The 6,845-nt window shown below is 62.9% G+C and carries 12 protein-coding genes; 5 read left to right on the top strand and 7 right to left on the bottom strand.

The window, feature by feature from the left end; genetic code table 11:
• Positions 1-74: leucine zipper domain-containing protein (locus tag AC52W5_RS09175; RefSeq protein WP_495670774.1), on the bottom strand; the 74-nt coding region annotated here is incomplete at its 3' end.
• Positions 75-161: 87 nt separating this feature from the next.
• Between AC52W5_RS09175 and AC52W5_RS09170 the strand changes: the two genes are divergently transcribed.
• Positions 162-1,139, top strand: a complete 978-nt coding sequence (locus tag AC52W5_RS09170) for a tyrosine-type recombinase/integrase (RefSeq protein WP_495670772.1) — start codon at positions 162-164, stop codon at positions 1,137-1,139.
• A 16-nt stretch (positions 1,140-1,155) separates the two neighbouring features.
• Here the strand turns inward: AC52W5_RS09170 and AC52W5_RS09165 are convergent, their stop codons facing one another.
• From AC52W5_RS09165 to AC52W5_RS09150, 4 genes are all read right to left on the bottom strand, one after another.
• Entirely contained in the window at positions 1,156-1,461 is a 306-nt protein-coding gene (locus AC52W5_RS09165; protein ID WP_495670771.1) for an addiction module antidote protein, read from the bottom strand.
• A 4-nt stretch (positions 1,462-1,465) separates the two neighbouring features.
• The gene (locus tag AC52W5_RS09160) at positions 1,466-1,759 is read right to left on the bottom strand and encodes a type II toxin-antitoxin system RelE/ParE family toxin (RefSeq protein ID WP_495670770.1); all 294 of its coding nucleotides are present in this window, start codon (positions 1,757-1,759) and stop codon (positions 1,466-1,468) included.
• A 294-nt stretch (positions 1,760-2,053) separates the two neighbouring features.
• Positions 2,054-2,305, bottom strand: coding sequence for a DUF4224 domain-containing protein (locus AC52W5_RS09155; RefSeq protein ID WP_495670769.1), 252 nt, complete (start codon positions 2,303-2,305; stop codon positions 2,054-2,056).
• Positions 2,302-2,709 (bottom strand): Arc family DNA-binding protein, encoded by a 408-nt coding sequence (locus AC52W5_RS09150; RefSeq protein WP_495670768.1) that lies wholly within the window; start codon positions 2,707-2,709, stop codon positions 2,302-2,304. The genes AC52W5_RS09155 and AC52W5_RS09150 overlap by 4 nt, the downstream gene beginning before the upstream one ends.
• A 95-nt stretch (positions 2,710-2,804) precedes the next feature.
• Here AC52W5_RS09150 and AC52W5_RS09145 point away from each other — a divergent pair, with 95 nt between their 5' ends.
• From AC52W5_RS09145 to AC52W5_RS09130, 4 genes are all read left to right on the top strand, one after another.
• Positions 2,805-3,041 carry an excisionase family DNA-binding protein gene (locus tag AC52W5_RS09145; RefSeq protein ID WP_495670767.1) on the top strand — a complete coding sequence of 79 codons (237 nt, stop codon included), beginning with the start codon at positions 2,805-2,807 and terminating at the stop codon, positions 3,039-3,041.
• Between the two features lie 626 nt (positions 3,042-3,667).
• Complete coding sequence (locus AC52W5_RS09140) at positions 3,668-4,009, top strand: hypothetical protein (protein ID WP_495670766.1); 342 nt, start codon at positions 3,668-3,670, stop codon at positions 4,007-4,009.
• Positions 4,010-4,135: 126 nt separating this feature from the next.
• Entirely contained in the window at positions 4,136-5,338 is a 1,203-nt protein-coding gene (locus AC52W5_RS09135; RefSeq protein ID WP_495670765.1) for an nSTAND1 domain-containing NTPase, read from the top strand.
• A gap of 105 nt (positions 5,339-5,443) precedes the next feature.
• A complete protein-coding gene (locus tag AC52W5_RS09130; RefSeq protein ID WP_495670764.1) occupies positions 5,444-5,905 on the top strand; it encodes a hypothetical protein in 462 nt (153 codons plus the stop codon).
• 23 nt (positions 5,906-5,928) lie between these two features.
• Here the strand turns inward: AC52W5_RS09130 and AC52W5_RS09125 are convergent, their stop codons facing one another.
• On the bottom strand, positions 5,929-6,468 hold the full coding sequence (locus AC52W5_RS09125; protein ID WP_495670763.1) for a DUF8453 domain-containing protein: 540 nt from the start codon (positions 6,466-6,468) through the stop codon (positions 5,929-5,931).
• Between the two features lie 257 nt (positions 6,469-6,725).
• Positions 6,726-6,845, bottom strand: a 120-nt coding sequence (locus tag AC52W5_RS09120) for an integrase core domain-containing protein (protein WP_495670773.1), incomplete at its 5' end; no start/stop codon positions are given.

The raw sequence follows: 6,845 nt of genomic DNA, 5'->3' as shown, positions 1-6,845 counted from the left end.
CCGTGAACCAGGACGCGGTCCACCAGCAGGGCTCGACCGCGAGGCGTCAAACGGGCATGTTGATGCAGGTTCATCCGGGGCTCCTGGGGGCTGGGTTGGCTTCGTAACCCCCATCTTCCAGAGATGCCCCGGATGAACAGCCTACTGAGAGATCACAGCTAGTGGTGCTCAAGGCCCGCCGCGGCGCCGTGGCCACGCTGACGCTGCGCGGCTTCGTCGACGAGCACTACGGCCCGTGGGCGCTCGAGCACCAGAAGGCCGGCCAGGCGACGATCGACGGCATCAAGGCGGCATTCGTCGACCTGCTCGACAAGCCGCTGGCCAACGTCTGCGTGTTCGACCTCGAGCGGTTCAAGGCGGCACGGCTGAAAGCGGGCATCAAGCCGGCGACCGTGAACCGCGATCTGGACCGGATCCGCGGCGCGCTCTCGCGGGGGGGCGACTGGGACATGCTGCCGGCGCACCCGCTGCGGCCCGTGAAGCGCGTCAAGGGCGACGACAACACCCGAGTGCGGTTCCTGACCACCGACGAGGAGGCGCGCCTGCGCGGCGCTCTGGCGCGGCGAGAGGCACGGCGGCGTGCTTCCCGAGCGTCGGCGAACGCATGGACCGAGCAGCGGCACGGCGAGCCGCGGCCGGTCTGGCCAGCAGACGGGTTCAGCGATCACCTGGGCCCGCTGGTGCTGGTGGCGCTCAACACCGGCCTGCGGCGCGGCGAGCTGTTCGGGCTGGACTGGTCGGCGGTCAACCTGCAGGTGCGGCAGCTGACCGTCGTCGCCGGCACGGCGAAGTCACGCCGCGCTCGGCACATTCCGCTCAACGCCGAGGCCGTCGACGTCCTGACGCGCTGGAAGGCTCAGGGAAGCGGGGTAGGGTTGGTATTCCCCGGCGCCGGCGGCGCGCGCCTGACGAACGTCAACAAGGCGTGGGGCGCGCTAGTGCTGGCCGCGGAGCTGATCGACTTCCGTTTCCACGACTGCCGGCACCACTTCGCCTCGCGGCTGGTGCAGAACGGCGTGGACCTCTACACGGTTAAGACGCTGCTCGGGCATTCCGACTTCGCGATGACGCAGCGCTACGCCCACCTGGCGCCCGACCACCTCGCCGCGGCCGTCGGCAGGCTCGACGCAAGGGCCTGAGTCCCGATAGGGGAGATCAGGCCGCGCGCGATTCTGGCTCGGCAGCTTGGGCGGAAAGTCGCAGACCCAGCGCATCCATCACGCGGAGGACGGTCGATAGCTCAGGGTTGCCGTTCTCGCCAAGCGCCTTGTAGAGGCTTTCTCGCCCGAGACCAGCATCTCGAGCCACCTCAGTCATGCCCCGCGCCTTGGCGACCACGCCTAGGCTTCGAGCAACGAATGATGCGTCGCCGGTTTCAAGGGCGGCATCCAGGTATTCCGCGAGGGCCTCGGGGCTGCCGAGGTAGCGGGCGGCATCGAATGGATGTGTCTTGATAGCCATGGTCTCACTCCAGATCGGACGCCAGCGCCTTGGCGCGAGCGATGTCGGTGTCCTGGGTCGACTTGTCACCACCGCAGAGCAGGATCACCAGAACCTGACCGCGCTGCGCGAAGTACACGCGGTAGCCAGGGCCATAATCAATGCGAAGTTCGGAGATCCCTTCACCGACGGGCTTTACGTCTCCAGGGTTGCCCAAGGCGAGCCGATCGATGCGGGAAGCGATGCGCGCAACTGCACGCTGATCGCGAAGGGCTCCCAGCCACTCGGAGAAGACCTGTGTCTCTCGAACTTCGACCATGGCCCACTGTATCCTATGGGATACATGAGGTCAAGATGACTTCCGGCGGCTCGACCTGCGCGCCTGACCAACTGCCGTTTTAAACGGCGCTTGGCGCCGCCCATGCGCTCGCCGGCCTGATCACGGGCTTTGCCGGACGACGCTTGTGGAACGTTTTCCACAAGCGTTCGGCCGGGAGCAGTGACGCCGTGGGCCTGACGCTCCCGATCGGCGTCGCTCACCACACTTTTGCGGTGGCTGGTGCGATTCGAGATCGCGGCAGTGGCCTCCTCACTTTTGAGGAGTGGTTGCCGATCAGCGCGTTACGGGCCTCGGCTTGGCGCGATCGTAGACGCTGAAGTCGGGCTCTGTTTTCGATTTGACGCGGCGGCGGTCCAGCGGCAAGAGCCGAGCTTCAAGCGCCGCGCGAAGCACCCGCGGCCATCCGTCGGCGGCCACCTCGAAGCGATAGCCGTTCGACATCAGCCATTCGATCACTTTGGCGCGCTGGTGGCGTGCGGTGAGCTCGTGCAGCTCTTCGCGTGTCAGGAAGATCAGCGGGGTCACGCCTTCGGCTTGCGCTTCGAAACGGCCTTCTTCGCGGTCGTGGCTGCAGCCTGTTTGTTCTCGGCGTTCCGCTTTGCCCAGAACCGTTCGGCCTGCTCCTGCATCGCTTGCACCTTGGCGGCGTACTCCGGGTTCGACGCCATCAACTGCGCCTGCATCTTGCCGAGTTGGCCCTGAAGCCGCTCGATCGTCTCGTACGCCTTCTGCTGCGCCTCCATCCTGGCCTCGGCTACCGCGAGGCGTGCCTTCAACACGACGACGTTCTCTCGTTCTTTGAAGGACTCCTCAAGGCGATGGATGAGTTCGGCGTTCAACGAGCGCCCGCTGACTTCTGCTGCGCCTTCTAGCTTTGAGCGGAGGTCGGGGGGCATCCGCAGCCCGAAGGGATTGATATCTCGGCTCATCCCTTGATTGTAGCTACACGGTGTGTTGACTGGAATGACTTCACGGTGTAATGATTACACGGTGCATTCACGCACGGTCGCTACAGGACACTCGAATGGCAGAGAAACGCGACACTCCGAATGCCTTGGGCAAGTTCGCCTACGGCGTCGACGACGCGGCGGCGGCGATCGGCATCACGCGATCGCACATGTACAAGGCAATTTCGAACGGCGAACTGCGCAGCTATCGCGATGGTCGGCGCCGGATGGTGTCGGCGCGGGCGCTGCAGGAGTACGTGGCCAAGCGCGAACGCGAACCGGCGGCGGCCGAGTCGGCAATGGCATCGGCATGAACGCCGTCATGGTTCCGCTGCCGGCGCCGCCGGTCGAGGACACGGTCGCGCAGCTGCACGAGGCGGCCGGGGGGCGCTGCTCGACGGTGCACGGCGGCTGCGCTCGGTGCCGCTGACCGACCTGGCCCTGGCGGACCTGCAGCGGCAGGCCGGCGGCATCCACCGCGTCGCTGGCGATCTGCGCGCGGCGATCGCAAGGACCGAACCCCGAAAACAGTAACGCCCCGCGGCGGCAACCGCGAGGCGTCGAGACTGAAACCACCCTACCAAGGAGATTCCGCTGTGAAACATACCACGCGCACCGGTTCAAGCAAGCCCGCCACTCCGCCGCCGACCGACGCGCTCCCCTCAGAACGATGCGGCTCTCATCGAGCTGTACGCCGCCGAGGGAGACATCCACAGTCGCGCTGGCGACGGGCGATGCGGCATGAGTACCTTCAAGCTCACCCGAACCGAAGTGTGGCGCGTCATGAAGCTGGCGAGCGCGTGCGAGTCTGCCGCCTTCACGGCGGCGGTCCTTCGCGAGGCTGGCCGGGGCGGTGCATCGTTCGCCGCCACAGATGCGGAGCGGTGCTCCACCCACGCGTTCCGGATTGCCGAGGCGGTAGCTCGGCGCGGGGTGCAGCATGAGCGACATGCCAGCAGCAGGAGAGGTTCACGTCGAGGAGTTCGGGCACCTGTGGGATGCCCAGCCCGCGGTCGTCCCGGTTCCGTCGCGGCAGCTCATGGAAATCCTCGAACGCGCGAACTGCGTTCACGGCTTGATGGATCTCATGCGTCGTGACCACATGGCCGGGCCTGGGTGCGATGGCCCCGGAATCCTGACCCCTTCGCAGTCGGGTGCGGTGCTCAGCGCCGCGCTGATTTTGTCGGAGGAGATGACCGAGGCGCTGATCGACCTCGGCGAGCGTCGGCCGGCGGGCGCTGCGCCGCGGGGCGGGGCGGGAGCGCCGCGGGGCGGGAAGTGACAGGGACGTGCGCGATGCGGAGGTGGGCGCCAAGCTCGGGCCGAATCAACGACGTTACGAATCTGCTTCCCTTAAGACATTCCCAAGTGTAGGCTTTACTTGGGCAACTAAGGCGAGCACTTGGGAATGACTGACCAGTACGACCAGATCGAACGACAGCTTAGCGTTTCGCGTGTGTTCAGCCCCACGGCTCCGATCGATGAACGCAGCCTCTTTTCCGGACGCAGCGATCAGATGTCGAATCTGATTCGGGCGATAGGGCAGAAGGGGCAACATGCGGTTCTCTTCGGTGAGCGCGGCGTCGGCAAGACCTCCCTCGCCAACGTTCTGAGCTTTTTCATGGGCGGAGGAGATGTCGCGTTTGTTCCGCGCATCAATTGCGACGTGGGAGATACTTTCGACTCCGTGTGGCGGAAAGTGTTCGACGAGATTTCGCTGACTCGGACATCGCCAGGGATTGGGTTCATGACGCAGCACGCAACTCAGATGCTTGCGACAGGGGACTGGGCGCCTCCTAACCTTTCGCCGGAAGCGATAAGACGGGTGCTCGGCCAATTGAGCAGGTCATCTGGCCTTATTGTGATAATTGACGAGTTTGACCGACTTCAGCGCGACGTAAAAAGGCAAGTCGCCGACACCATTAAAACCCTGAGTGATCATGCTGTAAACGCGACAGTTGTACTGGTTGGAGTTGCGGACAGCGTCCAAGAGCTTATTGAGGAGCATCAATCAGTCGAGCGCGCTCTTGTGCAGATTCATATGCCGAGAATGACGACCGCCGAGATTCGCTCCATTATTAGTCAAGGGATGACCAAACTAGACCTTCATGTCGATGAAGATGCGATGGAACGGATCGTTACCTTGTCGCAGGGTCTCCCGCACTATGCCCACCTCCTTGGTTTGCATTCGGCCGAGACCGCGCTGAAGGAGGGCACTCCTTCCGTATCAATCGCAATCGTTGACGCGGCCATTGCTCAGTCCATCGCGGGCGCTCAGCAATCCATCAAGACAGCCTGGCACACAGCGACGAGTAGCCCTCGCAAGGATAATCTGTTCGCCGAAGTGCTTATGGCGTGCGCGCTGGCCAGAACGGACGACCTGGGATATTTCGCTGCCCAGGACGTCAAAGAACACCTGCGAAGGATATTGAATCGGCCAATCGAGATTGCAAACTATGCACAGCACCTGTCTGACTTCTGCAGCGCAAAGAAGGGTCCGGTGCTACAACGAATAGGCGATGCTAGAAAGTATCGTTTCCGGTTTGTAAACCCGCTCTTTCAGCCGTTCGTGGTTATGCAGGGCTTTTCGAGCGCAAAGATTCCGCATTAGGAACCCGCCGGCGGTCTCGCTCCTTGAGACCGCTGCGCGCATCATGCGCGCATGGCCCGGCACGACCCACCGAACCCATACCGCGACGCCAGCGCCAGCGAGTTCATGGGTGCGGCGCACGACATCCACCGTGACCTGGAAGACACGCGGCAGCGGACGCCGGCCGACCGCAGAGCGCTGGTCGAGCGGACCAAGAATCTGCTCCTGATTCTGATGAGCGACTTGCGTGCACAGAGCGACCTGCGTGCCATGCCGGGCCATGTGGAGCCGGGCGAGCTTGTGCAACGCTACCTGGCTAAATTTCGGCAGAGAAGCGCATCGTCTGTACGCGCCGACGCGTTGTCGACGCTTCGACTTGCCGCCGAAGATGTGCTCGGGGCGAAGGGGCAGCGGTGGCTCAATGGGGCTTTCGAGGCGGAGGGGTTGAGGCCGCATCTCGCGCCGAGGCACTCGAGCGCGAGCTGGCGAAGCTCGCCACCTTCCTGGCTGCAAACGGCCTGTTGCCCAGGTTCGCGATCTATGGCGAGCGGTCTCGATAGCTTTTGGCTGGATAATCCTTTCGCTTAAAGAATGGACCAGCAAATACTTCGTCAAGATTGCCAATGAAGATTTGCTTCGAATCCGTTTCCAAAAACCGACTCGTATTGAATGCTAATACTGAGCCTTGAGAGCTCTTGCTCCATGCGTATATTCTGGTTGCCGAAAATATGGATTAGCGAAACACCATCCGGCAGCGTCAACGCAATAAGGTCAGCTTCGTCCCCTGGTCGTATCCAGTCGCCCCTCCTAGGAAGGGCATGCCTGTTGTGAACCAGCTCAACGTCACCGATCATCGTGCGCAAGCGTTCAAGGGCAACTCGCCCCACCTCTGGTGGCTCCCCGCTTATTTCTTCCCCGTCAAATCTCACCGTTACCGCTTTAACAACCGCCGGCCCGAGTCCATTATTTCTGAGGGCTATCCTAATATTTGGCGCGGACATCCCGATGTGCGGAACCATGGATAGATTTGGTCGCAGCGAATCACGTTGCATCTTCTCGGACTGTCGCGCTTGGCAATACCAAACACCAAGTGACGCGAGTATCGCCACCACAGACCCCACAGCTTGTGTCCAGGCCGCATAGTCAACCATTCGCTCCCTCCTTCACGAAGAATCCGCACCAGGTTGCGCACGTTGTCCATCGCGTTGGCTACGGGGTGCAACGCCAAATCTGCCGGTGCCGGAGCATGTGCGATCAGGACGGTGTACGTCGTATGCGTAGATCGTGCGCGTCCGTCAACCCGGAGCCATCGGCGCCACGCAACTGGATCGCCAAAAAGCCGCCGAGCGCTCAGGCTTAGGCCGGCTACCCGATGGCGGTCGGGAAGCCGGTGGCGCGACCATGGTGGCTAGCTGTGTAAAGCCACCACGTTGTTCATCAGAGGAAGGACTCTGGAGATAGGGGTTCGATATCCGATGCCGGCGTGAGGGCGATGCCAGTTGTAGTGGTGCAGCCAGGGCATCAGATG

Source organism: Nitrosospira sp. CT (assembly GCF_059489795.1).
This window is presented reverse-complemented; position numbering and strand designations above follow the sequence as displayed.